Origin of the sequence: Pedobacter jejuensis (genome assembly GCF_003725795.1) — a bacterium.
GTDB lineage: Bacteria > Bacteroidota > Bacteroidia > Sphingobacteriales > Sphingobacteriaceae > Pedobacter > Pedobacter jejuensis.
This window is the reverse complement of the sequence record NZ_RBEE01000043.1, coordinates 217931-243390: the sequence shown is the minus strand read 5'-3', so window position 1 is coordinate 243390 and position 25460 is coordinate 217931. Positions and strand designations below refer to the sequence as shown.

General features: G+C 36.8%; 24 protein-coding genes. 16 read left to right on the top strand and 8 right to left on the bottom strand.

From position 1 onward, the window contains the following. Positions 1-10 precede the first annotated feature (10 nt). Positions 11-946 carry a TolB family protein gene (locus tag D7004_RS17645; protein WP_123207142.1) on the top strand — a complete coding sequence of 312 codons (936 nt, stop codon included), beginning with the start codon at positions 11-13 and terminating at the stop codon, positions 944-946. A gap of 565 nt (positions 947-1511) precedes the next feature. On the opposite strand, the gene D7004_RS20765 is transcribed toward D7004_RS17645, so the two are convergent. Next, a complete protein-coding gene (locus tag D7004_RS20765; protein WP_167459533.1) occupies positions 1512-1685 on the bottom strand; it encodes a hypothetical protein in 174 nt (57 codons plus the stop codon). Between the two features lie 229 nt (positions 1686-1914). On the opposite strand from D7004_RS20765, the gene ffh reads away from it, so the two are divergent. The 13 genes from ffh to D7004_RS17580 all read left to right on the top strand — a co-directional run bounded on the left by ffh (position 1915) and on the right by D7004_RS17580 (position 13559). Next, positions 1915-3252 (top strand): signal recognition particle protein, encoded by a 1338-nt coding sequence (gene ffh / locus D7004_RS17640; protein WP_123207218.1) that lies wholly within the window; start codon positions 1915-1917, stop codon positions 3250-3252. A gap of 415 nt (positions 3253-3667) precedes the next feature. Continuing rightward, positions 3668-5206 (top strand): YifB family Mg chelatase-like AAA ATPase, encoded by a 1539-nt coding sequence (locus D7004_RS17635; RefSeq protein ID WP_123207141.1) that lies wholly within the window; start codon positions 3668-3670, stop codon positions 5204-5206. Between the two features lie 21 nt (positions 5207-5227). Beyond that, on the top strand, positions 5228-6055 hold the full coding sequence (locus D7004_RS17630; protein WP_123207140.1) for a toxin-antitoxin system YwqK family antitoxin: 828 nt from the start codon (positions 5228-5230) through the stop codon (positions 6053-6055). Positions 6056-6068: 13 nt separating this feature from the next. Beyond that, positions 6069-6791 (top strand): XAC2610-related protein, encoded by a 723-nt coding sequence (locus tag D7004_RS17625; protein ID WP_123207139.1) that lies wholly within the window; start codon positions 6069-6071, stop codon positions 6789-6791. Beyond that, positions 6788-7165 carry a hypothetical protein gene (locus tag D7004_RS17620; RefSeq protein WP_123207138.1) on the top strand — a complete coding sequence of 126 codons (378 nt, stop codon included), beginning with the start codon at positions 6788-6790 and terminating at the stop codon, positions 7163-7165. The genes D7004_RS17625 and D7004_RS17620 overlap by 4 nt, the downstream gene beginning before the upstream one ends. Further along, complete coding sequence (locus D7004_RS17615; RefSeq protein WP_123207137.1) at positions 7152-7820, top strand: hypothetical protein; 669 nt, start codon at positions 7152-7154, stop codon at positions 7818-7820. Before D7004_RS17620 ends, D7004_RS17615 begins: the two co-directional genes overlap by 14 nt. Before the next feature lie 180 nt (positions 7821-8000). Further along, positions 8001-9167, top strand: a complete 1167-nt coding sequence (locus tag D7004_RS17610; protein WP_167459532.1) for a toxin-antitoxin system YwqK family antitoxin — start codon at positions 8001-8003, stop codon at positions 9165-9167. A gap of 62 nt (positions 9168-9229) precedes the next feature. Further along, a complete protein-coding gene (locus D7004_RS17605) occupies positions 9230-9577 on the top strand; it encodes a hypothetical protein (protein WP_123207135.1) in 348 nt (115 codons plus the stop codon). A gap of 359 nt (positions 9578-9936) precedes the next feature. After that, entirely contained in the window at positions 9937-10731 is a 795-nt protein-coding gene (locus D7004_RS17600) for a hypothetical protein (protein WP_123207134.1), read from the top strand. 9 nt (positions 10732-10740) lie between these two features. Then, the gene (locus tag D7004_RS17595) at positions 10741-11460 is read left to right on the top strand and encodes a hypothetical protein (protein WP_123207133.1); all 720 of its coding nucleotides are present in this window, start codon (positions 10741-10743) and stop codon (positions 11458-11460) included. 283 nt (positions 11461-11743) lie between these two features. Continuing rightward, the gene (locus D7004_RS17590; protein WP_123207217.1) at positions 11744-12115 is read left to right on the top strand and encodes a hypothetical protein; all 372 of its coding nucleotides are present in this window, start codon (positions 11744-11746) and stop codon (positions 12113-12115) included. A 111-nt stretch (positions 12116-12226) separates the two neighbouring features. Beyond that, positions 12227-12796 carry a Crp/Fnr family transcriptional regulator gene (locus D7004_RS17585; RefSeq protein WP_123207132.1) on the top strand — a complete coding sequence of 190 codons (570 nt, stop codon included), beginning with the start codon at positions 12227-12229 and terminating at the stop codon, positions 12794-12796. Between the two features lie 85 nt (positions 12797-12881). Beyond that, positions 12882-13559, top strand: a complete 678-nt coding sequence (locus D7004_RS17580) for a type 1 glutamine amidotransferase domain-containing protein (protein WP_123207131.1) — start codon at positions 12882-12884, stop codon at positions 13557-13559. Positions 13560-13613: 54 nt separating this feature from the next. Here the strand turns inward: D7004_RS17580 and D7004_RS17575 are convergent, their stop codons facing one another. The 4 genes from D7004_RS17575 to D7004_RS17560 all read right to left on the bottom strand — a co-directional run bounded on the left by D7004_RS17575 (position 13614) and on the right by D7004_RS17560 (position 15751). Further along, a complete protein-coding gene (locus tag D7004_RS17575; protein WP_208646878.1) occupies positions 13614-13868 on the bottom strand; it encodes a hypothetical protein in 255 nt (84 codons plus the stop codon). A gap of 679 nt (positions 13869-14547) precedes the next feature. Beyond that, positions 14548-14796, bottom strand: a complete 249-nt coding sequence (locus D7004_RS17570) for a DUF6952 family protein (protein WP_123207129.1) — start codon at positions 14794-14796, stop codon at positions 14548-14550. Further along, on the bottom strand, positions 14796-15104 hold the full coding sequence (locus D7004_RS17565) for a thioredoxin family protein (protein WP_123207128.1): 309 nt from the start codon (positions 15102-15104) through the stop codon (positions 14796-14798). Before D7004_RS17565 ends, D7004_RS17570 begins: the two co-directional genes overlap by 1 nt. 14 nt (positions 15105-15118) lie before the next feature. Next, the gene (locus D7004_RS17560; RefSeq protein ID WP_123207127.1) at positions 15119-15751 is read right to left on the bottom strand and encodes a peroxiredoxin; all 633 of its coding nucleotides are present in this window, start codon (positions 15749-15751) and stop codon (positions 15119-15121) included. A 337-nt stretch (positions 15752-16088) separates the two neighbouring features. On the opposite strand from D7004_RS17560, the gene proB reads away from it, so the two are divergent. Beyond that, complete coding sequence (gene proB / locus D7004_RS17555; RefSeq protein ID WP_123207216.1) at positions 16089-17165, top strand: glutamate 5-kinase; 1077 nt, start codon at positions 16089-16091, stop codon at positions 17163-17165. A gap of 49 nt (positions 17166-17214) precedes the next feature. Further along, positions 17215-18462: a glutamate-5-semialdehyde dehydrogenase gene (locus D7004_RS17550; protein ID WP_123207126.1), complete on the top strand. Its 1248-nt coding sequence runs from the start codon at positions 17215-17217 to the stop codon at positions 18460-18462. A 171-nt stretch (positions 18463-18633) separates the two neighbouring features. Here the strand turns inward: D7004_RS17550 and D7004_RS17545 are convergent, their stop codons facing one another. From D7004_RS17545 to D7004_RS17535, 3 genes are all read right to left on the bottom strand, one after another. Continuing rightward, the gene (locus D7004_RS17545; RefSeq protein ID WP_123207125.1) at positions 18634-20016 is read right to left on the bottom strand and encodes an MBL fold metallo-hydrolase; all 1383 of its coding nucleotides are present in this window, start codon (positions 20014-20016) and stop codon (positions 18634-18636) included. Positions 20017-20712: 696 nt separating this feature from the next. Next, positions 20713-23298 carry a phosphoenolpyruvate carboxylase gene (locus tag D7004_RS17540; protein ID WP_123207124.1) on the bottom strand — a complete coding sequence of 862 codons (2586 nt, stop codon included), beginning with the start codon at positions 23296-23298 and terminating at the stop codon, positions 20713-20715. A gap of 613 nt (positions 23299-23911) precedes the next feature. Beyond that, complete coding sequence (locus tag D7004_RS17535; protein WP_123207123.1) at positions 23912-25459, bottom strand: DHA2 family efflux MFS transporter permease subunit; 1548 nt, start codon at positions 25457-25459, stop codon at positions 23912-23914. Position 25460 lies beyond the last annotated feature (1 nt).

Below are 25460 nucleotides of genomic sequence, written 5' to 3'. Positions count from 1 at the left end.
AAAATTGTACATGACGAAATTTAACATAAAAAGGGCTTCTATTATAGTTTTTGCCTGCGGATTACTTACTGCTTGTAGCAATGAAAATTCAAGTGATAACAGCAATAAGGCTATTTTAGATACTGTTTCGTTAAGCAATAAAAATTTCGCTTTGGCTTACCAAGATGGTAATAAAATTGTAGCTACCAGTATTGATACCATGAAGCAAATCTCTTTCGGTGGCGCAACAGACCCAGCAATTTCTCCAGATGGAAATAAACTCGCTTACACGGTTAATGATACCGCCGGCCATAGAACGATTTGGGTTGCAGATATGGAAAATAAAAGTCAGTTACAACTTCGCGTTAACAATGATAATTATTACCAGGCGGTATGGTCTCCTACTGGAAATTCTATAGCTTTTAATATTTTTAGTGATGCGAAACTTTGGAAAATCGGGATTATTAAAACCGACAACACCGGTTTTGTAATACTTGACAGTAAATCGCCTGTTAATATTTATGCACCAACCTGGAAAAGCGAAACGGAGCTAATTGGGCATGATTTAGTTAACCTGTATACTTTTAATGTTTCAGGGAAATTAATTGACACAAAACCTATTTCCAGTTTAATAGGTAAGAATTTTTCCATTGCAAGCAGCAATCGTTTTTTCTATTCGAAAGATGGAAAAAAGCTAATTTTTAATGCCGGCAATGCTGATGTTTTAGATGGCTTAATTGGCCCAAGCGAAGCTATTTACTGTGTAGATTTAGCGAGTAAAAAAGTAGAAAGACTTACGCCAAAAGGCATGCAGGTAAGCTATATTTTTGTTACTGCCGATGATAGAATTTTTTACAGCGGTGCAGAAAAGCCTTTTACACAGAGTAAAATTTACGTGTCTAATTTAAAAGGTAATGCTAAGTTGGTTGTTGATAGAGGAACAAACCCAACAGGAACTTTGAAGTAAGGCTTCGTTTGTCTTGGCTATTCAGGCTTTTTCTTTTGGCATCCCTTAAAATTTTGAAAATTCAATGTTGATAAGAACCACCCAGCCTTGCAGGTACCCCCGCTGCAAACGCAAATGACCGTTCGTTTCTAAAAAAAAACATTTAATTTAAGATTCATTACCCTAATTTTTTGGAGCGCAATGCCGCTGCAAACCAATTAATTTCTTCCTGTGTTACGCTTATACACTTTGCATCGTCGTGCCTCCTCGCTGCAGGGTACCGCTGCACCCAGGGCTAGGTGGCTAAAGCAGTAATAATTTTTAACGGTTTGCAACAAGCTCATGTTCTTAAACCCGACAGCAGCGAGCATACCGATTTTTCATCGGTATAAAGCGAATGGCGGGACTGCTGACCGCCAAATGCTTATGACCGCTCATTTCCAAAAAAACACGCTTAATTTAAGATTCATCACCCTAATTTTTTGGAGCGCAATGCCTCTGCAAATCAATTAATTTCTTCCTGTGTTACGCTTGTACACTTTGCATCGTCGTTCCTCCTCGCTGCAGGGTACCGCTACACCCAGGGCTAGGTGGCTAAAGCAGTAATAATTTTTAACGGTTTGCAACAAGCCCATGTTCTTAAACCCGACAGCAGCGAGCATACCGATTTTTCATCGGTATAAAGCGAATGGCGGGACTGCTGACCGCCAAATGCAAATGGCCGCTCATTTCCAAAAAACACATTTATTTTAAAATTCATTCGCCTAATTTTTGGAGCGTAATGCTTCTACATATCAATTAATATCTTCCTGTGTTACGCTTGTACGGTTTGCAACAAGCCAATTCCAAAAATTAATCGTTCACATTCGTTCAATTAACATTTTTGCCTTTGAGTTGCAAAGATTTACAACCAAAATTTGATACATTTGCGTTTCATTAAAAACAAGTGGCTTTTGCTTTATGGCAATATGCCAATAGCTTATAAAAAGATGTTTGATAATTTACAGGACAAGCTAGACAGAGCATTTAAGGTATTAAAAGGGCAAGGTAGTATTACGGAAATTAACGTGGCAGAAACCATGAAAGAAATCCGTAAAGCGCTATTGGATGCCGATGTTAACTATAAAACCGCCAAAGCATTTACCGATGATGTAAGGCAAAAAGCATTGGGGCAAAACGTTTTAACGGCGGTTTCGCCAGGGCAATTGCTTACCAAAATAATGAACGATGAACTTGCCGCTCTAATGGGTGGCGAAGTTACAGAGTTAGATACGAAAGCAAATCCAACCATTATATTAATTGCCGGTTTAAACGGGGCAGGTAAGACTACTTTCGCTGGTAAATTGGCTTTACATTTAAAAGGTAAGGGCAAAAAGCCTTTGTTAGTTGCTGGTGATATGTACCGCCCTGCAGCGGTTGATCAGCTAGAGGTTTTAGGAACTTCGGTTGGGGTTTCGGTTTATGCTAACCGCGATTCTAAAGACCCTGTTGCAATTGCTTTAGAAGGTATTGCACATGGTAAACAGCAAGGGAACAACGTAATTATTATCGATACGGCCGGTCGTTTAGCGATTGATGAATCGTTAATGAACGAAATATCGGAAGTTAAAGCGAAAACACAGCCACACGAAATTTTATTCGTAGTGGATTCGATGACTGGACAGGATGCGGTAAACACAGCCAAAGTATTTAACGATAGATTGGATTTTACAGGTGTTGTTTTAACCAAACTGGATGGTGATACCCGTGGTGGTGCTGCGCTTTCAATTAAATCGGTTGTAAATAAGCCGATTAAATTTATTGGTACTGGCGAGAAAATGGAGGCACTGGATGTTTTCTATCCAGACCGTATGGCATCGCGTATTTTGGGTATGGGTGATGTGGTTTCGCTTGTTGAACGTGCTCAAATGCAGTTTGACGAGAAGGAGGCTGCAGAATTACAAAAGAAAATCCGCAAGAATAAATTCGATTTTAATGATTTCTACAACCAGATTCAGCAAATTAAGAAGATGGGTAACATGAAAGATTTGATGGGCATGATACCAGGTGTAGGTAAAATGATGAAGAATGTTGAAATTGAAGATGATGCATTTAAATCTATCGAATCGATTATTCAATCGATGACGCCTTTTGAAAAAGAAAACCCTGATAGCATTCAACAAAGTCGCCGTTTAAGGATTGCAAAAGGCTCTGGTCGCAAAATTGAAGAGGTTACCAAGTTGATAAAACAGTTTGAGGATATGCGTAAGATGATGAAACAATTCTCTAACCCTGCCGCAGCTGCAGCAATGATGAAAAACATGCCTAAAATGCCTCAAGGAAGGTAGTTTAAGCTTTAAGACTTAGCGAAGCTAGCACATAGTAAATATTTAAATCCTAATCAGAAATGGTTGGGATTTTTTGTGCAATTAGATTTTCTGTTGGCATAGTCTATTTCATTGCCGTTGGTTTCAACCAACGGAAAAGATAAGAGCAATAGTTAGAGATTAAACCTATAAGGTTTTAAAAACCTTATAGGTTTGGAAAATTTCATGGCAAGCTCCTATCATATCCTTGTGCTTTACAATGTTTTTCCTCGCACCATACATTTCATTACCGTTGGTTTCATCCAACGGAAAATAAATAAGAGTTTTAATAATAAAATTAGAATTTATATTATCTAAACAATTCCTATATTAGCCTCCACAATCCATTATTCATCCCCGAATAATATAACATCCCAACATTTTCAAGGAATTTTTAATGCTTGTAAAAACTTATGGGAGTGCCGTTTACGGTGTAAATGCTTTAACAATAACCATCGAAATAAGCATTAGCGCAGGCAATAAATATTTCATGGTTGGCCTGCCCGATAATGCCGTTAAAGAAAGTTTGCAGCGGGTAGAAAGCGCTATTCATGTTTCTGGTTTCCGTATGCCGCGGCAAAAAATTGTGGTTAATCTGGCTCCTGCTGATATCAGAAAAGAGGGCTCGGCTTATGATTTACCCATCGCTATTGGCATACTTGCGGCGTCAGGACAAATTCCTGCAGATGAATTAGAAAACTATTTTATTATGGGCGAACTATCTTTAGATGGAAGTATCCAACCCATAAAAGGAGCTTTACCTATTGCGATACAAGCGCAGGAAGATGGTTTTAAAGGTTTTATTCTACCAAAACAAAACGTTCGCGAGGCAGCCATTGTAGATGGATTAATTGCTTATGGCGTAGAAACTTTGGCGCAGGTTATTGCCTTTTTCAATAAAAGCGAGCCGTTAGAACAAATAAAAATTAACACCAAAGAAGAATTTCTTAAAAATATTGGCAATTACGAGCACGATTTTGCAGATGTTAAAGGACAGGAAAACATCAAACGAGCTTTAGAAATTGCCGCCGCTGGCGGACATAACGTAATTCTAATTGGTCCGCCGGGAGCGGGAAAAACCATGTTGGCAAAACGCCTGCCTACCATTTTACCTCCCCTAAATTTATACGAGGCGTTAGAAACAACAAAGATTCACTCTGTTGCAGGCAAACTTTCTGCAGCAGATGCATTAATGACGGTTAGACCATATCGTTCGCCGCATCATACCATTTCTGATGTTGCTTTGGTTGGTGGTGGCATGAATCCTGCTCCCGGAGAAATTTCTTTGGCCCATAACGGCGTTCTGTTTCTAGATGAATTACCAGAATTTAAACGAACCGTTTTAGAAGTAATGCGGCAACCATTGGAAGATAGAAAGGTTGCTATTTCAAGAGCGAGATTTTCTGTTGAATACCCTGCAAGTTTCATGTTAGTCGCGTCGATGAATCCTTGTCCTTGTGGTTTCTATAACCATCCGGAAAAGGAATGTGTTTGTGCGCCTGGTGTAGTTCAAAAATACCTAAGCAAGATTTCCGGACCATTATTGGATAGGATTGATTTGCATGTGGAGGTTACGCCTGTCAATTTCACAGAACCGGCCTCATCCCGCGAAGCGGAAAAAAGTGAACTGATTAGAGCCCGGGTAATTAAGGCAAGAGAAATTCAAGACCATCGCTTTGCGGATAAAGAAGATTTACACTATAATGCCCAGATGAGTACAAAAATGGTACGCAAAGTTTGCCAGATTAGTGATGCCGGAACAACATTGTTGAAATCAGCAATGGAGCGTTTAGGTTTATCGGCCCGGGCTTACGACCGCATTTTGAAAGTAGCCCGAACCATTGCCGATTTAGATGGGAGCGAAAATGTAGAACTGGAGCATCTGGCAGAATCTATAAATTACAGAAGTTTGGATAGAGATGGCTGGGCAGGATAAAATTTACTTATAATTAATTATATGAAAATCATTTTAAAAATAACACTTGCATTATTGCTATTTACCAACTCGAATCTTTTTGCACAAATGCCTGAAGAAATCAAGTGGCAACACCTGCAAAAAACTTACAACACCGATAGTAGTGAATTGGTACTAAGTCTGAACAACAAACCATTACAAGGTCAGTATAAAATACCTTTTGATGAAGGCGGCTTTGCACTTTACAACATCAAGAAAGGAATAATTACTGGAGAGGCATTTTGGTATTCGCAAGGCGGAAGAATGGAATGTAAGCTTAATTACAAAAATGGCGTACGTAATGGCCTGAAAGAAAATTACGATAATGATGGTAAAGTTTGGTTAAAACAAGAATATAAAAACGGCAAGAAAAACGGAATAAGCGAAATGTATAGCAATGGCAAAATCACTAATAAAACTGAGTATTTGGCTGATAAAAGAAATGGCTTATCGGCAAGCTATTCGGATGGGAAAATTATCACAGAAACACCTTACCTAAATGATTTACGAGATGGAACATCGAAAAATTACGATTCGAATGGTAATGTAAGTGTAGAAATTAATTACAAAAACGACAAACGAAATGGCATTTATCGAGTTTATAACGATGGGCAAATAATGACGGAAACCAATTACCAAAATGATTTGCAGAATGGTTTATCAACAACTTATTCATTAGGTAAAAAAACTATGGATGCCGAATTTTTGAATGGAAAACGCCACGGAATTTCGCGAATGTACAAACCAGATGGTGCTGTGCTTTTTACCAGCTATTATTTAAATGGAGAAAAGGTTTCGGAGGCCGATTACAAACAAGCATTAAAGAATTAATTGTTGATAGAAAATGAAAAACGCAATTATCATTTTATATGTATTCGCATTATTTGCCTGCAACAGTAACCTCGCAATAAAGCAAAATGCTGATACAATTGTAAGTATTGTGCCTAAATCTTCAGAAAAGGAAGTAATAAAACGAGATAGCCAAATACAGGGAAATACCAGCGATAGTAAAATTTTTAACCAATGCGACCCAAATTGTGTATGGCAATACCATTATCCTTTTGCTGATAGCAGCTATGTTTTTGCCATTCAAAATTGTGCGGAAGAATTTATAGATAAAGGCAAAACTGCCCGCATTTATTTCGGAATAGATAAAGGGCTTACTGATAAGATTATTTGGACAAAAAATATTTACATCCAACCAAATGGATCAGGCACAATTAAATATGATGACTATAACAACGATGGGGTAAAAGATATGCTTGTTTTTAAAGAGACTGGCGCTCGTGGCAGTAATGAATTTTATTACTTATTCTTAGTAAACTCAAAAAAACACCAACTAACTATGGTACAAGGTTTTGATGATATTGTTAATCCGATTTATAACAAAAAGCATCAAGTAGTTGTGGCTTACGGAATGGCGGGCAAAAACTATTATAGCATTTATAAAATATCAAAAGCCAACAAAGCCGAAAAAATTGGAGAAAGCTTTGAAGACGATTTTAATAGCGATGAAGATATGCTCGACAACAAAATTGCACAAATTTTGAAAACCGATGAACAATGAAAAACCTAATCATAATATTAACCGTTACAATTTTAAGTGCCTGCGGGCAAGGGAACGGATTATCTAAAACCAAGACACTTAGGGATTTTATTGATATACCCGCGATAGACAAAGCAGAGGTAAGCAATAATCACGGAAGATTTCATCTCAATGCAAAACAGCTTAACAATTTTAAAACTGCACTTAAGAAATTAAGTTATGAGCCAAACCAAGATATATATATGGGAGGAAAGGGAGTTACGTTTGCTATTAATAAAAAAGAATACCATTTATCTATGCGTACCAATGGCGAAATGGCAGAAATAACTATAGATAACCAAACGTTGGTATTTAAAACAAATGGTTTAAACCTTGATAATTATGAGAAAAATTAGTTTAATCGCCGTGGTTATTTTAGGCTTTTCTGCCTGCAAAAATGAGGCAAATAAATCTATAGAAAAGCCAAGTGAGCATTTGGAAGCACAACTTAATGAAATTTCAAAAGATACTTCAAATACCAAAGTATCTAACAATTACATCGAAGTTAAAACTTGGATTGATGATTTCAAGAATTTTAGGCAAGCGGTTTATACAAATGATAAAGCAAAGCTGAAAACCTATTTTAGGTTCCCAATTGTTGGCGAAACTTCGGGTATATGGTCATTAATGTCGTTTAATGATGTCGAAATAGCAAAAAGAAAAGCAAAATATATTAACCCTGATTTGTTTTATGAAGAGGATTTAGATGAATTTCCTGATGGTGTTTTCAATGCCGATTTTGTTAAAACCATTATGAAAATTAAAACAGCGCAGTTATTTAGTAAACGGCAAACAGAAACGCCCGAATTTACAGCTAATGGGCAAAACTTTAAAATGATAGCCACATATGATGATGATGAAGCTATACTCCAATTAAATATAAGCTATAGTAATAACGCTGTAGATGAAAACGGCGAAAAGGTTAGCGAAGGCGAACACAATGTGATTTATATTTTTGATGTCATCGGTAATAAAAGAATTTTCTTCAAGAAAATTGAATTGGCAGGATAATGAAAAAACGCTATTGGCATATTAAAAAATGCTCGAAATTTTAACCATCCTGTATGGTACTATAAGTTGGTTTACCATTTTTTTATGAGCTAAAAAAAATTTCAATCAACAATACATTAAAAAAACACAGGCTAAAAAATGCAATTGAAAAATATATGGATACTTACAATGCTATTGCTGATGCAATTTTTTGCTTTCGGACAAAATGAACAAAAAAACTATCATAACAATGGTAAGTTAAGACAAATAGGTTTATATGATAAAAATAATCAACAAACAGGCGTTTGGAAGTTGTTTCACGAGAATGGGCAATTAGAACAAGTTGGACAATATGCCAATGGAGTGGAAGTTGGAGAATGGAAATTATATTACCCAAATGGCAAACCCTCAAGTATAGAGTGGTTTAGCAATGGAAAATTAACTGGCGAATCAAAAAGTTATTATGAAGACGGTAGCTTACAAATAATTGGAAATTATGAAGAGGGCAGAAAAATTGGCGAATGGAAATGGTATCACGAGAATGGGAAATTGGCAACCATTGGTAAAGACGATAATGATGAAAAAGTTGGAGAATGGAAGGAATATTTTCCAAATGGAAAATTAAATGAAATAGGAAGTTGGGAAAATGGAAAACTGACAGGAAAATGGGAAAGCTATTATATTGATGGTAAAATATATAAAACAGGAATGTATGCCAATGGAAATGAAACAAATGAGTGGAAAGTATATTCTGAAAATGGAAAATTGTTGGAAATAGGAAGCTATGAAAACGGAAAAGAAATTGGCGAGTGGAAAAAATACCACGAAAATGGACAACTCTTATCTATTGGAACTTACGAAAACCAAAATAAAACCGGTGAATGGAAATGGTATTATGAAAGCGGGCAATTAGAACGAATTGGAAACTATAAAAATGGAACAGAAGTAGGAGAATGGAAAGAATATTACGAGAATGGAAAACTCTCAAGTATTGAAACTTATAACAATGGACAGCTGATTGGGCTGTCAAAAAGATACCACGAAAATAACCAATTGTGGATAATTGGAAATTATGAAAATGGCAAACAAACTGGCGAATGGAAATGGTTTCATGAGAACGGTAAACTAAAAACGATTGGTAATTACCTAAATGGAAAAAGCGTTGGCGAGTGGCGGAGTTACCATGAAAATGAGCAACTAGAAAAAATTGGGCAATATGACGAGAACGGGAAAAGAACTGGCGAATGGAAAACATTTCACAATAACGGAAAGCTGGAAAGTATCGGAAAATCTATTGATGGCAAGCAGATTGGTGAATGGAAATATTACGATAAGAAAGGGAAATTAATCAATAAGGAGCCTCACTAATTGTAAAAACACAATGAAAAATTTCCTTAAAACCTAAAAAATTGATGTCTAAAATCTTGTTTATGTTCAAGTTATTTATAATTATAATTCTTTTTCTGTCTGCTAAGCTTTTTGCTCAGAGAAGGCAAGTCCCACCACCTCCAATCCCAATGAAAAATGGCTCAAATTTAAAACCTAATTATATGCCTGTTTCTTTGGCTAATAGATTGAAAAAATTTCCGTTTAAAAATGCGGCAACTATAGAAATAATCTCATTCAATTTAGAAGCTGATGCTGAAACTATGGATCTGGTTCTTGCAACTACAGACCCTATACTGTGTATTTCAATAAAAGTATCCACCCTGTTTCATTCCAAAGTGTCCAGCACAATAAGGACTTTTTATTTTTGCGAGCTTTGTATATGCCTTTGATTAACCCAGGCTGAGGCAAACATCCCGAACGCGATCACCGCGTCTTTTGTCCAGCAGAAGCCCACAATGAACTTCAGGATTCCTGTAAAAGACCAGAATCAATATTGTTTAGACAACAGCCCAAAAAATTCTCTTTTAAACGCTTTTAGCTTTCCAGATTCTGTATTTGAACACCATCCAAACCTGATACCCCAGAAATCATTTTCAGTACCTTAAAACATCTTTAAATCAGCCAAGTGAACAGTTTCAGCCGAAACGAAGTGGATACTTTGGAGCGAAACATGCGGCCACTTTGCACAAAAATAAGTGGCCACTTTTGAAATAACCCCCAGTATATCAAATTATACAAAAATTAACCAATGAAATATATTAGTTTAATAGTAGTGATATTACTTTTTGGATGTAATCCTTTTCCAAAAAAAGATGCACATCCGGAAGTTCCTTTATTAGCAGATTTACTGAAAGATAAGATGAAATTCGAAAAAGTATTTGATGGGAAAGATGTGGGCGATGTTGTCTTTTTAAACGATGATAGAATACTTATCAAACCAAACAATAGCAATCTTCCTTTTAAAATTATCGATGTAGATAATAAAGTTATCTTTAAAGCTGTTTACAACTGGCATATGCCTTTTTACATTGATGAGAAGGGAAATTTATATTTTAATCAACAGAAATTTTTTTACCCAGATTATAAAAAGCAAGAGAATTTTAAAACTGTCGTTGTTGCAGATAGTTTAAGCAAGAAAGTAGAACAAGTAAAAGGTTTGAATGATAGTTTGAGCTTGCAAGCCGTCAAAAAATATGAGATTGAATTATTAAAGCCATATCATTTAGCTCCTTGTGAAAATTCTATTGTTAACACCATTGGCTGTAGCGTTTTTAAAATTAAAAACAACACATTAATTGTAAGACAAACAGACCTTTTTAAAAGTGAACAAAACAAACCAGAATTTGAAATACCCAAATTTGATGATGATGTTTTAACTGGATGGAATAATGGACGTTTACCAAGTCCTGTCTATTTAGCATATTACGAACTTAACAAACTAAAATTTAAGTGCGATGATTTGACTAATCCTAGAACCCTCACATTAAAAAGCAATAAATATTTTTACGTTCCAAGTTTAGGGTTGTATAAAGTATTATTTTAATCCAACTTTATGAAAAATGTGATCATTCTAGTGTTCTTATTTGTCAGCATTAAGCACTCTATAGCCCAAACCAAACAACTAGCCATTAAAACCACAGCAACTAAAATTACTGATTTTGTGCCTGCCAAATGGAAGTTAATAGCCCAAGCCAAAGGCGATTTAAATAAAGATGGTTTGGAAGATTGTGCTTTGGTTATCGAAAATACAAACCCAGAAAATTTATTAAGCAACAAAGATAAGCTTGGTGGCGATACCTTAAATGTAAATCCGCGTTATCTATTGGTTATTTTTAAAAAAAGCAATGGCATTTATGAACTGGCCACAAAAAATACTTCATTTATTCCACCCGCAAATAGTGAGGAAAGTCCTTGTTTAACCGACCCGTTTGCAGAAAACGGCGGTATAGAAATCAACAAAGGGTTATTAAGTGTTCACCTCCAAAATTTTTATAGTTGTGGTGCCTGGGAGGTTTACAATTTCGATTATATTTTTCGTTACCAAAACCAACAATTCGAATTAATTGGTTACAATAAATCAAGTATGCATCGCTCTTCTGAAGAGGAAACCTCCAAAACAATCAATTTTTCTACAATGAAAATGAATTATACAAGCGGAACAAATGCTTTTAAAGATGATAATAAACCAAAAACCGTTTGGAAAAACATCAAACCAATAAAGTTATTATCGCTCCAAACTATAACGGCAGATTCGCTTGATGCTTTTGATTAAAATTATCGTTCGCTAAACTAAACAGTTTAGTCAAGTTAGTTCTATTTATAATCTAATAAAAAACACTTAATTCAAATCATTAAAATACACTCAATGGCATGCTAGTCAAACACACTGACATACAGTAGATTAACAATTTAATTCAAGTCTGCTAAGTCTCAATTTATATACTGTTTTAAACGCTTAATATTTTCATTGGCACAGTCGTTGTAATGTGGCTGTTGCATTACTAACCAAAATCTGTTGTTTACCGCAGCTGATTTTTAACATGAAAAACAATAAGATGAAAAAGACAGTCCAAATTTTTAGCATGCTTTTAATAGCATTAACAGTATTGGTATCTTGTAAGAAAGATACAGACCCAGCAGATAGAGATTTCTTTGTTGGCACCTACAGAGGAACCGTTTCTTACAGCAAAGATGGCACACAAATTAATAGTACTGACGGCAAAGTGACCGTAACCAAAGTTAGTGACACTTATAGCTTTTTCTTCGGAAACAACATTCCAGATATTACTGGTGTTAAGTTTCAGGAAAGTGGCAATACATACATCAGTGTTGGCACAGGCGTGATAGGAATTACCATTGATGCCAGTACTTTAAAAATTGGCGTTTCAAATAGCAACGGAACCTGGACAGCCAATTGTACGCGATAGGATTAAAAGAGATTAGAGCCCTGATATGAATCAGGGCTTTTTTTATGGCAAAAATTTCTCGCACCGCCATTTAAATTTCAAAGCAATTCCGAATTTATTTAGCTTTACAAAATGAGCTTTGAATTAAAGAAACATATCGAAGAAATCGTTTCGCTTACCGAACAGGAATTTGAATACATCAACAGCCATTTCCATTCAAAACACCTCAAGAAGCATCAATATTTAATTCAAACTGATGAATCGGTAAAACACATCTATTTCGTAATCAGTGGACTTTTAAAGGCAACTTATACCGATGTAAATGGAAAAGAATACATTATTCAATTCGCTATGGAAAACTGGTGGATTTCTGATTTCCAGGCCTTTTATAACAATGTAAATTCGATTACCAATATCAGCTGTTTAGAAAATGTAGAACTACTTTCTATTTCTAAAGAAAATTTAGATAAGATTTGTAACGAAAGCCACAAAATGGAACACTTTTTCAGGGTTAAAAACAGCTCTGGTTATGTAGCGCTACAGCAAAGAATTTTATCCTTGCTCAGTACCAGTCCTAAAGAGCGCTTTGAACAATTTAACCAGCACTACCCACAACTCGGCCAAAGAGTTTCCAAAACTATTATCGCCTCATACCTAGGGATTTCGAGAGAAACATTAAGCAGGTTATCTGCTAAAATGTGATTCAACGCACAAAAAAATAGTGATTTACATCCTTTATCGTAGAACTGTTTAGGCTTATTTTGTTATACACTTAGTATAAAAAATTATGAATAAAAAAGTTTTATTCGTGCTTACGAGCCACGACGAATTAGGAAATACAGGTTTAAAAACAGGTTTTTGGTCAGAAGAATTAGCTGCGCCATATTACACTTTAACCGATAAAGGCATTGATGTTGTATTGGCATCAGTAAAAGGTGGTCAGCCGCCAATCGACCCAAAAAGTGAAGACCCATCATTTCAAACCGATACGACAAGCAGAATGGACAAAGACACCATTCTTTTAGAAAAATTGAAAAACACAACTCCTCTTGCAGAAGTGAAAATGGAAGATTACGACGCGGTATTTTATCCGGGCGGACATGGACCACTTTGGGATTTAGCAGAAAGCGCAACTTCACAAAAACTTATTGCAGATTTTTACACTGCCAATAAACCAGTTGCTTTTGTATGCCATGCACCTGGCGTTTTGAAAGATGTAAAAGTAAATGGCGAATTTTTAGTAAATGGCAAAAACGTAACTGGTTTTACCAATACCGAAGAAGAAGCGGTTCAATTAACCGATGTTGTACCCTTTTTGGTAGAAGATATGTTAGTTAAAAACGGCGGTAATTACACTAAAATAGCAGATTGGAGCCCTTACGCTGTTGTAGATGGTTTATTAATTACAGGACAAAATCCGGCATCATCAGAAAAAGTAGCCGAAGAATTATTGAAAATGATTTAATCATAAATTTTATACTGGCTACTTAGTTTAGTGGCCAGTATAAAATTATTTCAGCTACAATTTCTCTTCTTCCTCATCCTCTTCTTCAGGCACATATTTTTCTATCGCCTGGCCAATTGCATTTACTTCTTCATCTTCCTCAAAAATTGGAAGCTCAGTTTTATAATCCATTTTCAACCAGATTGATGATGTATCTTTCTGAATTTGAATGTATTCCCTACCATCCTTAAATATGGTGTATGAGTCGTTTCCTTCCGGGAAAACAGAATAATTTATCGGGCCTATTTCTATATCAAATGGTTCTTGCATGGGTATTTTTTTGGTAAAGATAATTGATTGATCTGAAAATGAAAGATGGATACGAGTGAGTTTAGTTTTGGTGTTTGTAGATAAAGAACAATTGCTTATGACACATAATCTTAACTCAAAAAGTTTATACGCATTTAAGTAGTGTAGAAAATAATTTGAAAAGGAATGGTTCTGTTTTTCATCGGATTTGCAGTCCCGCTATCACTACAATCTTTTCAACTTCTATAGTACATGTATGAGCGTTGTCGCATTGGGTAACGAAAAAAGCAATTCACTAACTGATGTGCAAATCAAAAGTATTTTCGTTACTATCGGGTTTATAAATAGGGTATTTTCACGGATGGCAAAAACTGCTGCAAGGACTATAAATTTAGGTTAGCTCATTCATGGTATCTTCCAATGGCGCCACATAAACTAACCCCAGGTATGTGTCCCCACAGACTATTAACCTTATTTTATTTCAGTCTGTGTTGACACAAACCGACCAGTAGATTATTTAAAGCCCAAATACGGTCGTCACCCTGAATTCATTTCAGGGTCTTAACGGCAGGTCGATCAAGTAGAAAAGATGCTGAAATAAATTCAGCATGACGGGGAATAGAGAAAGAAGTCAAACAAAAAACCCTTTGCAAATTAAAATCTGCAAAGGGTTTATATTTTAAAGAGTTTGATTGAAACACTATCTATCAATCGAGCCCATTACTTTTTGACCAAAAGCGTTTAGTGCATCTTTTTCAACTGCGCCATCGCTTACCATTTGATGCACTTCAAGCGCACCACAAATATTGGTAATCATTTCGCCAGCCACATCAACTTCGTGTTCGCTAACACCTCTAAACTCGCAGAAAGCTTCCAAAACTTCTAAAGTAGTTTCCAGCTGTGCAGGTGTGGCATTTTGAAATAATTGTTTTATAACCGGAATCTTCATTATTTTATTTTATTAAATAATTCTATCAAACCTTCTGCTTTGTTGGTTTGCACCTGATCTACCAAAGCGCCACCTTCAAAAGCTGCAAAAGTTGGTAAATTATCAACGTTTGCAAATTTGCGTGAGTTTGGAAGTTTCTCGGCATCAACAATTAAGAAAGCAACATCCTCATTTTCAGCAGCCAGTTTTTTAAATTTTGGTTTCATGATTCTGCAGTTACCACACCAAGATGCGGCATACTGAACCATAACTTTAGAGTTGTCGGCTAAATATTGTTGAAGATTATCTTCTGTTAATTCTAAAAACATAATGTTTTATTTAATTAGTTAGCGGCCAAATATTCAGCAACACCATCTCTGTTTGCATTCATTGCCTCTTTTCCTTCTTCCCAGTTTGCAGGACAAACTTCGCCATGTTTTTGAACATGAGTATAAGCATCAATTAAACGCAAATATTCTTTAACATTTCTACCCAAAGGCATATCATTAACACTTTCGTGAAAAACTTTACCAGTTTCGTCAATTAAATAAGTTGCTCTGAAAGAAACATTTGAACCTGAGAATGATTCATTTCCTTCTTCGTCGTAATTCACTTCCTGGTCTAAAATATCTAAAATTCCAGATAATTGTCTGTGTGTATCTGCTAAAATTGGATAAGTAACACCTTCAATACCACCGTTATCTTTCGGCGTATTCAACCATGCAAAATGAACTTCATTTGTATCGCAAGATGCGCCAATTACGATTGTATTTCTTTGTTCAAATTCAGGTAAAGCTGCTTGAAAAGCATGTAATTCTGTAGGGCAAACGAAAGTAAAATCTTTTGGATACCAAAATAATAATACTTTGCTATTTTTATTTACAGCCTCTTCAAATACATTGATTTTCATGTCATCACCCATCTCCGACATTGCATCAATACTTACACTCGGGAATTTTTTGCCTACTATTGCCATAATTTTTTGTCTTTAATTTTTATGCTGCAAAGGTACGGCTAAATCGCATGGCAATCAACCACGATTTATTAATAGATAATTGTATTTATTGATAACGATATAGTTAAAAGCTATAATCTTTTTGCGATATATACATATTGACTATTTGTTTTTTTTAACTGCTGATAGATTTAATAACGTGATTACGCATTTATTTTCCATTTAGTAAAAATTACAAATTTTGTAAAAATCTATTTAGCCTAACGAACAGCATCTGAATTACAAAAATTGATGTTAAATTGCCATACAAATTTAACTCAAAAAGACCTTGGCTTTTGGCCAGGCTTGGGAGGAACAAATGAAATTAGGTTACAAAAAAATAGTTGTTAAGGTTGGGTCGAATGTAATTACGCAGGCGAACGGTTTGCCGGATGAAAACAGAATCAATCATCTTGTAAATCAATTGGCAGAAATAAAAAAACAAGGCATAGAAGTAATTTTGGTTTCTTCGGGTGCTGTTGCAGCGGGCAGAAGTTTAATTAAAATCTCAGAAAAGCAGGATGCTGTAACCACCAGGCAACTATTGGCGGCAATTGGGCAGGTAAAATTAATTAATACCTACTCAAATTTCTTTGCCACACACCAGATAAAATGTGCCCAGGTTTTAGTAACGAAAGAAGATTTTCGCGATAGAGCACATTACCTAAACATGAAAAACTGCATGCAGATTTTGTTGCAGAATGATGTTATTCCGGTAGTAAATGAAAACGATGTGGTATCTGTTACCGAATTGATGTTTACCGATAACGATGAATTGGCGGGTTTGATAGCCTCTATGTTAAATGCAGATGCTTTGATAATTCTATCGAATGTAAACGGCATTTACAACGGCGACCCAAAAATTGAGGGCTCTGAAGTAATTGAAGAAATTTCTGGTTCGGTTTCAAATCTGGCGTCTTTTATTCAAACAGGTAAGTCGCAGTTTGGGCGTGGTGGAATGGTAACCAAATCAACAATGGCACAAAAAGTGGCTAAACTTGGCATCACCGTTCACATTGCCAACGGCACAACGGATGATGTACTTACCTCATTGCTCAATCAGGATTTGATTCATACGCGTTTCGTTCCGGAGAAAATTAAATCGGGTAAGAAAAAATGGATTGCACATTCTGAAACCGCTGCCACTGGGATTGTGAAACTAAACGACGGAGCGAAAAATGTATTAACGTCGGGCAAAGCAACAAGCTTATTGCCCGTTGGAATTATGGAGATACAAACTGATTTTTTAAAAGGTGATATCATTAAAATTATCGGCGAAGACAACCAGTTAATTGGTTTAGGTATTGCAGAATATGGTTCTGATAAAGCTCGAGAGAGACTTGGACAGAAAAAACAAAAGGCATTAGTACATTACGATTATCTGTATCTAAGCTAAAAGACTAAAGTTTTGCAGAGCTTGATACTCAAATCTTGATACTTAAAAAATGAACTACACAACATATTTCGAAAACGCTAAAAAAGCCACAAGAGATCTAATCCTGTTGCCTAAAGAGCAGATAAACCTGGTGCTTTCTAATTTGGCTTTAGCCTTGGTAGAAAACATTTCAACAATTTTGCTTGGCAATGAAAAAGACCTTGCTAAAATGCCATCCGAAGACCCAAAATATGATAGACTAAAACTCACTGCAGAGAGAATAAATGCCATTGCCGCCGATATTGAAAATGTGGTAAAATTGAACAGTCATCTAGGTGAAATTCTTTCAGATAAAAGCTTAGAAAACGAATTACAGATTCAAAAAATCCGTGTTCCGTTAGGTGTGGTTGGTGTAATTTATGAGGCTCGCCCCAACGTTACTGCCGATGTATTTTCGCTTTGCTTTAAAACCGGCAATGTTGCGGTTTTAAAAGGAGGAAGTGATGCTGAATTTTCAAACTTAGCCATTGCAAAAGTAATTCATGAGGTTTTACATAATCACAAAATTAACCCAAATGTATTAACCTTATTGCCTGCAGAACGTGCTGCAACCGAGGCTTTATTAAACGCAAGAGGCTTTGTAGATGTACTTATTCCCCGTGGAAGTCAATCATTAATCAATTACGTTCGCGAAGAAAGTAAAATTCCTGTAATCGAAACAGGAGCAGGAATTGTGCATACTTATTTTGATGAAACTGGTGATTTGGAAAAAGGGAAAGCCATTATTTTTAATGCAAAAACAAGGAGAGTGAGCGTGTGTAATTCTTTAGATTGTGTATTAATTCATCAAAATAGACTAGAGGATTTAGCAGAACTTTTTTCGCCTTTGGCGGAAGGAAATGTCATGTTATTTGCTGATGAAAGAAGTTTTGAGCAATTAAAATCTTCTTACCCAGCCGAACTTTTAAATCCCGCCAATCCGGAACATTTCGGAACCGAGTTTTTATCGCTAAAAATGGCTGTAAAGGTGGTAGATGATTTAGATGCAGCACTCCATCATATTGCAGAATACAGTTCAAAACACAGCGAAGCCATTATTTCTGAAGATGCAGATAACATCGCTAAATTTTTAAATCAGGTAGATGCCGCTGCGGTTTACGCCAATGCCTCAACAGGTTTTACAGATGGGGCTCAATTTGGTTTAGGTGCAGAAATTGGCATTAGTACACAAAAACTTCATGCCCGCGGACCAATGGGCTTGGAAGAACTGACAAGTTACAAATGGGTAGTTAGGGGAAATGGACAAGTGAGGGAATAAGGAAGATGTAAGAGGGAGAATGGATGATGGATGATGGAAACTCAACTCATGGTCGTCGCGAGATAACGAGACAATCTTAAACAATTGTTAATTCAAAACACATAAGGGTTGCTTCATGCCTCGCAATGTTTATGACTATTCACCTAATGAACCAATGACTAATGAACCAACTTACACCTCAAAAACTTCTCCTCGTTCTGGTATTGCTACATCAAAACCATCTTCTTGCAAAGCTGCTGATAAACTTCTTAAACTTTTATCCTCACCATGAACCAGGAAAACCTTTTTTGGCTGACCGGTTTGTTTTACCGTTCTTACCAAATCATCATGGTCGCCGTGGCCACTTAGCAAATCGGTTTGGCGGATGGTTGCATAAACCATCATTTCTCGGTCTTTAATTCTAACAATTGGTGCGCCACTTAGCAATTTATAACCGAGCGTACCTTTTGCACAATAGCCAATAAAAAGAATGGTACAGTAATAATTTTGAATGTTATAGTACAAATGATCTTGAATCCGACCGCCTTCTAACATCCCTGCAGAAGAAATAATGATACAAGGGTCGAAGTAATTGGAAACATCTTTGCTTTCTTTCATGGTTTGCACATAAGCCAGATGCTCAAATTCAAATTCATCACCCATGGTTTTGTAGAAATCTTTCGCTTCCTGATTCACCAGATTATGATGCTTTCTATACACATCAGTTGCGTGTATCGCCATCGGGCTATCTACAAAAATCTGCACCGGTGGCAATAATTTTTTGGTGAAAATTTGATTTAGCGCAAACACTAAAGATTGGGTTCTGCCGATACTAAAAGCAGGAATTATCAATCGGCCCGGTGTTTTAATACAAGCCTCTTCGATTTCCTTAACCAATCTTTCTTCAAGAGTTTGGTCTTTGGTATGGTAGCGTCCGCCATAGGTAGATTCGCACACCAAATAATCAACTTCAGGTATGGGTTCGGGCTTGACTAAAACCGGATAATTTTCTCTGCCAATATCGCCAGAGAAAGCAATTTTCTTTTCCTCGCCATTATCGTTTATCGTTAAAACTGCTGCCGCAGCACCCAATAAATGCCCTACCGGGATAAACGTTAAACTGATATCGCCATTAATTCTAAAAGGTTTATTAAACGCTATCGTAACGAAACGGTCGATGGTATCCATTACATGCTTGTGCAGGTATAAAGGTTTCGGACCGCTAAAATTACCCCGTTTTGTACGTGGTTTTCTACTTTGTTTGCGTAGAAAAAGTTCAACAGAATCAAACAATAATATCGAAGTTAAATCGGCAGTTGGCGGCGTACACAGCACCTGCCCATCGAAACCGTGGCGTACCAGAGTGGGTAAATTGCCTGAGTGGTCGATGTGTGCATGTGTTAAAATCACCAAATTAATACTTGCCGGGTCGAAAGGAAACAATTGGTTTTCTTCCTGATAAGTTTCCTTTTCGTAATCCAACCCACAATCTATCAGTATTTTATAATGCCCAACTTCGAGCAGGTGCATACTTCCTGTTACCTGTTGCGCAGCACCCCAAAACGTTAACTTCATCTTCTAATCTATCGGTAAATTGTTTGGTGTAAAGTAATACAAATGCCGCAATTTTTAAGCAGCGATAAGTAATTTTTTAGTTATTACGTGGTTGATAGCCTTTAGAAACACATTTTTTGAAAAACAAAGTCTGTTCTATTCCCCGCCATGCTGAATTTATTTCAGCATCCTTCCTGCATTACCGACCTGCAATTAAGACCCTGAAATGAATTCAGGGTGACGACCGTATTGGGGCTTTGAATAAGTTACTGGTCGGTCTGTGTCAACGCAGACTGAGATAAAACAGGTTAATGGTCTGTGGGGACACAGACCATGGGTTAGGGACTTAGACCATCGGTTAGAAACACAAGTGGGAGGTACTATGAACGGACTAACCTAAATGTATAATCTTTGCAGCAGTTTTTGCCATCCGTGAAAATACTTTGTTTATAAACCCGATAGTAACGAAAATACTTTTGATTTGCACATCAGTTAATGGATTGCTTTATCGTTTCCCTTGCAATAACGTTCATAAATACCCTACAGAAGTTGAAAAAGATTGTAGTGATAGCGGGACTGCAAATCCGATGAAAAACAGAACCGTTCCTTTTCAAGTTATTAAATGCATATCAACTTTTTGAATGTGAGATTGCTTCTTACCTCTCAACGACTTAAACGGTCGTCATTGCTGACGACCGTTTAAGTTTTCGCTAAGCCTTACGCCAAATTCCTGCCTGCATTTACAATTCCAAAAACCGTTCTTACGGCCAGTTTCTCTAGTGCGGTTTGGTCTTTCTCGCTTTGGTCGTGTTGTAATTTTTCTAAAGCAAAATGCTGAATTAACACTAAAGGCAAAATAATTTTCTCTCTTGTGGCGATAGATTTTTTATCAACCGGATAGTTCGCCATTAAAGTTTCTTGTCCTGATAGTTTTAAAAGCATCTCCTTGGTTAATTCAAATTCATCACGCAATTGTGTCCAAAAAGCACCGAATTCTTTATCGTTTGCCAAATGAGCTGTAATTACAAAGTCTGATTTGCTCATACTCATCATACAGTTATCTACAATTGTTTTCAGATAATCTGAATCTTCGTAAACCTTCACCACTTTATCCCAATTGCCAGCTTTTTCTTGATTTTTCATTGCCGTTCCCATCCCATAAAAACCTGGAACATTTTGTTTCAGCATACTCCAGGCGGTAACAAAACTAATGGCTCTTAAATCTTCTAGTTTCATTGCGCCGCCACCGTTTCTTTTTACCGGGCGGCTGCTAATATTTGCCTGAGATAATAATTTAAGTGGAGACAATTTTTCCAAATAACTTACGAACAGTGGATGCTCACGTAAATCGACAAAGGCTTTGTATCCATCTTCGGCCATGGCATCTAGCAAAGATTTATTTTCTGGGTCTAGAAGCACATTGTGTTTTTCTTTTAAACCCGATGAAATCCCTGCATTAATTAACTGCTCTATGTTGAATTCTGCGCTTTCAATTGAACCGTATTGCGAACTGATGGTTTGCCCTTGTACCGTTAACTGCATGTTTTTATTGGCAATTTCTTTACCCATTGAGGCATAAAAACGGTGTGTTTTACCTCCACCTCGAGATGGCGGTCCGCCGCGACCATCAAAAAACGCTAGCTGTATATTGTGTTTTTTAGCAACGGCTGATAAAGTTGTTTTACCGTTAAAGATAGACCAATTCGCCATTAAATAACCACCGTCTTTGGTACTATCGGAATAGCCCAGCATAATATCTTGTTTATTGCCTCGGCTAGCCAAATGTGCCTTGTAAAAAGGATTGCTGTACAGCGTTTCCATAATATCCGCAGCACCTTTCAAATCGTTTACGGTTTCGAAAAGAGGCACGAAATCAATCGTTAAAGCATCTTTGCTCCAGCCATTCCAAAGGAAAAGTTCGATTAACTGAAGAATATCACTTGCCTGCTGACAATTACTGATAATAAAACGGTGGCAGGCTTTTTCGCCATTGCGTTTTTGGATGCCTTTAATTTCATTGATAACCTGGATGGTATCTTTTATTAAATCATCTCCCTCCGTGGCATAAACTGGTGTAGCCTCTTTAAAGGATATTAACTTTAGTTTTTCCTCCTCCGAAAGCTTATCGTAGTCTGCAGGATAAAGCGATGAAATTGGTTTATTTTGGCGACAATAAGCATGTACACTTCTTAAAACCCGGCTATCCTGACGAATATCTAGTGAGGCAAAATAGTTTCCATATAAATCTATCTTGCGGATTAGATCGTTTACCAAATCAACAAACAATCCATCGTGCTCTGCAAGTAGCGTTTCTTTTATTTTGTTTAGATTATCTCTTAATTCATCCGAAATATCATGTAACTCGCAGGTTTGGTCGAAAGCATTTTTGTACAAAACATCATGCAAAATAGCAATATTCTCCTCTACGCCTCTAAACGTAATTCTGCGTTTAATTACCCTAAAATCGCGATAGTAACAACGGAAAAGGATCTGGCGCAACATTTTAGAAACTTCCAAAGTTGTATCGGCATGGATGTTTGGATTACCATCTCTATCGCCACCCGGCCAAAAACCTAGTTCCAAAATCTTTTTGGTTTCGAGGTTGTATTCATCCAGATTTTGGTCGATTTCCTCTTGAATATTTGCTGCAGCGAAATAAAATGTATTCTCTAAAAACCAGGCAAGATTTAAAGCCTCATCAACAGGTGTTGGCGATTTTTTATTGAAAAATGGCGTTTTACCCAATTGCTGCAACAAGGAATTCATCGATGTGATGTTATTTTCGCGGATGGCTTGAGTTAAATCGGTAATAATTGCCAAAACACTACCAGGATAAAACTGCGTTGGATGCGCTGTTAAAACCAAACGCAAGGACAATTCATCAATCAATTTCTCGATTTTTGCAAGCATTGGTTTGTTATCGGCATTCTTTTTTAAGATGAACTCCAATGTACTTTGTTCATCAGTAGTATTTAATTTAGTAAAAGAGGCATCTTCAACAGCATCAAAAAGTACCACCTGACGTTCAATATATTGAATGAAACGGAAAAGTAAATCGATAATATCTTTACGGTCGGTGTAGCTGGTGTATTTAGCGAAAAACTCTTCGATAACCTGAGCTGGAGTTTGCCCATTTGCGATGCCTTCTTCGCAACTTTTAAAGAATAAAGGCAATAATGTTCCGGTATCTTTAATCTTATAAAAAGGCAGGGTTAAGAAAAGACTGTTGAAGAGTTCGAATTTCGAGATAACCTCGTTATTAAAAGTAGATTCACGATGTGTGGTCAAACGGAGTTTAGGCATAGCTTAAGCAATAGTTTTGTATATGGTAATACTACAAAAAATGCTTAAGGTATTAAAATTCTAGGGCTTACAATTTGGAATTTTGTAGAATATATTTTAATTTTAAAATCTTATTTGGCTACTTGGTAGTTAAGTAAGAACATTTGCAATGTTTAAGGGCATTGCATTGATTGTTAATTTTTTGGGTTAAAACAGCCGATGTACTAAAATACACCGGCTGTTTTTGTTTAACCCCACTTAGCCCCACCTAAATCCTCCCCGGAAGGGAGGACTTTGAGGCAGAAGGATATATTATTTTGTAGTCAATGGCTTGGGTTAGGCTGTTGTACCCAGTGGGTTAAACCCACTTTCTTTAAAATCCTTCTCTTCAGGAGAGGGAGCGCTTAAAATAAGCCAAACTCAAAACTTTCACAGGGTGAGGCTTTTTTTAAGCCCCTAAATCCTCCCCAAAAGGGAGGACTTTAAGGCAGAAGGATATATTATTATGTGGTCGATAACTCTGATTTGGCTGTTTTAAACCAGCGGGTTAAACCCACTATCTGCTAAACCCCTCACTTCAGGAGAGGGAGCTCACAAAACAAGCCAAACCACAAACTTTCACAGGGTGAGGCCCCTAATGCGCATCGGTAACAATATTTGCGTTTTTCTTAAACTTTTGCAAATACAATAACGGTATCGAGAATAGCATAATCAATCCGGCAACCCAATAAGCGTCGTTGTAGGTAAGCAACATGGTTTGTTTAATTACTGTACCTTCAATTGCTTTCATGGCCATCAGTTTTGCATCAACAAAAGATGAACCTCTAGCCATAAAATTATGAACCAAGCCATTTAATTTTTGTGTAAATGCAGGGTTATATTCGTTAATGTTGGTTAACAAATTACTTCTGTGGAAACCCGCACGAATATGAATTAAAGTGGTTAAAGCTGCGATACCAAAAGAACCACCCAATTGCCTGCTCATATTATTTAACCCCGAACCTTGTCCAATTTCTGCTCCGGTTAAATCTTGCATGGCCAGCGTAGTTAGCGGTACGAATAGCAAAGCCATTCCAAATCCTCTAATCACTAAAGGCCAGAAAAAGTCGCCCGTTCCTGATGCCAAGGTTGATTTGCTAAGCATCCAACAGAAAACGAAGAATAAGAACATCCCTCCGGTTGCCATAAACTGCGCCGGAACACCTTTTTTAAGCATGATACCAATAAACGGCATCATCGAAATGGTACAAATACCCCCAGCAATAAATAGCTTTCCGGTTTGTAGTGGCGTAAAACCTAATAAATTTTGCGCAAAAACCGGGAAAATGAATACCGAACCATACAATCCAAATCCTAAAATGAAAGAAGTAAACATCCCAACTGAGAAACTTTTTTTCTTCATTATCCGAAGATTAACGATTGGGAATTCGGTAGTGGTTTCTCTCCAAATAAATAACAGCAAACCAAAAACAGATGCCACGGCTAAAGCTACAATATATGACGTAGAAAACCAATCTTCACTTTCTCCCTTTTCTAATAACGTTTGTAAACTTCCAACCGCGATAGCCAGTAAACCAATTCCCCACCAATCGACAGGTTTTCCTTGCCCATCCTTGGGCGTCTCTCGAATAAAGGTTATGGTACAGTATGCGGCGAGTATCCCGACGGGAATATTCACATAGAAAATCCAAGGCCAATCTGCAATTTCTAAAATATAACCACCAATGGTTGGTCCTACTGTTGGTCCAACAACCGCACCCAAACCAAAGAGCGCTGTTGCAATACCCACATCTTCACGTGGCCAGGTTTCAATCAAAATGGCTTGTGCTGTTGATATTAAACCGCCACCGGCTAAACCTTGGATAATCCTAAATAAAATCAGCTCGTTTAATGATGTTGCATTTCCGCACAAAAAGGAAACCAGCGTAAAAACAATGATGGAGGTTAAGAAATAATTTTTACGCCCGAAACGGCTACCCAACCAGCCCGACATAGGCAGGATGATAACATTTGCAACGGCATAACCAGTAGATAACCAAGCCACATCCTCCAGGGTTGCGCCCAGGTTTCCCTGTATTTGAGGAATAGCTACGTTTACGATGGTAGTATCAATCAGCTCTAAAAGCGAAGCTGTGATTACCGTAAACGTAATAATCCATTTTTTTAAACCTACTTCGGCCATT

Bases quoted from the DNA above. Each gene is read 5' to 3' on its own strand.
- D7004_RS17535 (WP_123207123.1), bottom strand. From the start codon at position 25,459: ATGGCCGAAGTAGGTTTAAAAAAATGGATTATTACGTTTACGGTAATC.
- D7004_RS17595 (WP_123207133.1), top strand. From the start codon at position 10,741: ATGAAAAATGTGATCATTCTAGTGTTCTTATTTGTCAGCATTAAGCAC.
- D7004_RS17560 (WP_123207127.1), bottom strand. From the start codon at position 15,751: ATGGCAATAGTAGGCAAAAAATTCCCGAGTGTAAGTATTGATGCAATG.
- D7004_RS17585 (WP_123207132.1), top strand. From the start codon at position 12,227: ATGAGCTTTGAATTAAAGAAACATATCGAAGAAATCGTTTCGCTTACC.
- D7004_RS17565 (WP_123207128.1), bottom strand. From the start codon at position 15,104: ATGTTTTTAGAATTAACAGAAGATAATCTTCAACAATATTTAGCCGAC.
- D7004_RS17570 (WP_123207129.1), bottom strand. From the start codon at position 14,796: ATGAAGATTCCGGTTATAAAACAATTATTTCAAAATGCCACACCTGCA.
- D7004_RS17590 (WP_123207217.1), top strand. From the start codon at position 11,744: ATGAAAAAGACAGTCCAAATTTTTAGCATGCTTTTAATAGCATTAACA.
- D7004_RS17625 (WP_123207139.1), top strand. From the start codon at position 6,069: ATGAAAAACGCAATTATCATTTTATATGTATTCGCATTATTTGCCTGC.
- D7004_RS17615 (WP_123207137.1), top strand. From the start codon at position 7,152: ATGAGAAAAATTAGTTTAATCGCCGTGGTTATTTTAGGCTTTTCTGCC.
- D7004_RS17620 (WP_123207138.1), top strand. From the start codon at position 6,788: ATGAAAAACCTAATCATAATATTAACCGTTACAATTTTAAGTGCCTGC.
- D7004_RS17610 (WP_167459532.1), top strand. From the start codon at position 8,001: ATGCAATTTTTTGCTTTCGGACAAAATGAACAAAAAAACTATCATAAC.
- D7004_RS17545 (WP_123207125.1), bottom strand. From the start codon at position 20,016: ATGAAGTTAACGTTTTGGGGTGCTGCGCAACAGGTAACAGGAAGTATG.
- D7004_RS17540 (WP_123207124.1), bottom strand. From the start codon at position 23,298: ATGCCTAAACTCCGTTTGACCACACATCGTGAATCTACTTTTAATAAC.
- D7004_RS17550 (WP_123207126.1), top strand. From the start codon at position 17,215: ATGAACTACACAACATATTTCGAAAACGCTAAAAAAGCCACAAGAGAT.
- D7004_RS17630 (WP_123207140.1), top strand. From the start codon at position 5,228: ATGAAAATCATTTTAAAAATAACACTTGCATTATTGCTATTTACCAAC.
- D7004_RS17635 (WP_123207141.1), top strand. From the start codon at position 3,668: ATGCTTGTAAAAACTTATGGGAGTGCCGTTTACGGTGTAAATGCTTTA.
- D7004_RS17575 (WP_208646878.1), bottom strand. From the start codon at position 13,868: ATGCAAGAACCATTTGATATAGAAATAGGCCCGATAAATTATTCTGTT.
- ffh (WP_123207218.1), top strand. From the start codon at position 1,915: ATGTTTGATAATTTACAGGACAAGCTAGACAGAGCATTTAAGGTATTA.
- D7004_RS17600 (WP_123207134.1), top strand. From the start codon at position 9,937: ATGAAATATATTAGTTTAATAGTAGTGATATTACTTTTTGGATGTAAT.
- proB (WP_123207216.1), top strand. From the start codon at position 16,089: ATGAAATTAGGTTACAAAAAAATAGTTGTTAAGGTTGGGTCGAATGTA.
- D7004_RS17645 (WP_123207142.1), top strand. From the start codon at position 11: ATGACGAAATTTAACATAAAAAGGGCTTCTATTATAGTTTTTGCCTGC.
- D7004_RS20765 (WP_167459533.1), bottom strand. From the start codon at position 1,685: ATGAATTTTAAAATAAATGTGTTTTTTGGAAATGAGCGGCCATTTGCA.
- D7004_RS17605 (WP_123207135.1), top strand. From the start codon at position 9,230: ATGTTCAAGTTATTTATAATTATAATTCTTTTTCTGTCTGCTAAGCTT.
- D7004_RS17580 (WP_123207131.1), top strand. From the start codon at position 12,882: ATGAATAAAAAAGTTTTATTCGTGCTTACGAGCCACGACGAATTAGGA.